This is a genomic window from Coprococcus intestinihominis (genome assembly GCF_040096555.1).
Classification (GTDB): Bacteria; Bacillota; Clostridia; order Lachnospirales; family Lachnospiraceae; genus Coprococcus_A; species Coprococcus_A intestinihominis.
Genome location: NZ_JBBMEK010000433.1, coordinates 1 through 1,456, shown reverse-complemented (window position 1 = coordinate 1,456; position 1,456 = coordinate 1). Strand labels below are relative to the sequence as shown.

General features: G+C 43.8%; 2 protein-coding genes. One reads left to right on the top strand and one right to left on the bottom strand.

What is annotated here, in order from left to right:
• On the bottom strand, window positions 1-773 hold a 773-nt coding region (locus WMO25_RS17970), incomplete at its 3' end, for a BadF/BadG/BcrA/BcrD ATPase family protein (RefSeq protein ID WP_349086589.1).
• Between the two features lie 269 nt (window positions 774-1,042).
• Here WMO25_RS17970 and WMO25_RS17965 point away from each other — a divergent pair.
• Window positions 1,043-1,453 carry a LysM peptidoglycan-binding domain-containing protein gene (locus tag WMO25_RS17965; protein ID WP_349086587.1) on the top strand — a complete coding sequence of 137 codons (411 nt, stop codon included), beginning with the start codon at window positions 1,043-1,045 and terminating at the stop codon, window positions 1,451-1,453.
• Window positions 1,454-1,456: the final 3 nt, after the last annotated feature.

Here is a 1,456-nt window from a genome sequence, read left to right as displayed (position 1 = left end):
TAGTTCATAGCGGCACCCATAGCTGCAAACAAATGGGAATTGGCCGGTGCAATGACTTCTTCGTCTGTCAGGTGAAGCGTGCGGATAAAAGCTGCCTTCAGCTCTGAAAGGAAGTGGAGCGGACCGCCAAGAAATGCCACATGACCGCGGATCGGTTTACCGCAGGCCAGACCGCTGATGGTCTGATTGACAACGGCCTGGAAAATGGAAGCAGATAAATCTTCCTTGGAAGCGCCGTCATTGATCAGAGGCTGGATATCTGTCTTGGCAAAAACGCCGCACCTGGCGGCAATCTGATAAATCGCTTTGTAATTCTTCGCATATTCATTTAATCCAGGGGCATCTGTCTCAAGAAGACTGGCCATCTGGTCGATAAAAGAACCTGTACCGCCGGCACAGATACCGTTCATACGCTGTTCCACATTGCCGTTTTCAAAATAAATGATCTTTGCATCTTCACCGCCAAGCTCAATGGCAACATCTGTCTTCGGCGCAAAATAGCCAAGGGCACTGGAAACGGAGATAACTTCCTGAACAAAAGGAACATGAATATATTTGGAGATGGACATACCGCCGGAACCGGTGATCATCGGATGAAGATCGCGGTCTCCAAGTTCCGCACGGGCTTTTGTCATCAGATCGAGCAGTGTCTCTCTGATATTGGCAAAATGTCTTTCGTAATCGGAAAAAAGGACGTTGTTGTCTGAATCCAAAATGGCTACCTTGACGGTAGTGGAGCCGACATCAATACCTAAAAATAAAGTTGCATCCATAAATAAAAGCTGATTCCGAAAGGGGAATCACTACCCTCCTTATGTAAATATATGAATAGACAATATAGTCTATATAGAATAGGAAACTACGAATTGCGTGATAGCAAGTCCATCTTATTATACGACATGATGTTGTAAAAAACAACCGTCAACTTTTTTGAAAACCATTAAAAAAAGGTAAACATTTCTATAAAAAAGAAGAAAATTCTCTTTGCACATTTTAAAAATGAGCCGCATAGATTATAATAAAAAGGCAGGAATTAATGACCATGAATTATTATGTCAGCGGTGAGAATGTTAATGGACGCCCCTGCAGAGGCATTGTTCATGTGGTTAAAAAGGGAGATACCCTATACAAAATAAGTCGTGTTTATGATGTGAAAGTTGCGGATCTGATCTGGATGAATCCGGGGGTGCGTATCTATAATCTTCAGGTGGGTGACAAAATCTGTGTCCCGGTGAGCAGTTGGGAGATGCCGGATGCAGATCATGACAATGTTGAGACATTGCCGTATATTGTCCGGGCAGGAGAGACACTGGATGCAATCCTTCAGACCTTCAGATTGACTTATGAAGAACTTCAGAAGCTCAATGAGGACATTTCTCCGGCCTATGCCGAAGGAACAGTATTGAATATTCCTTCGAATCGGATTCTTCGTCGGAGACAGGAAGCACAGTAGTAG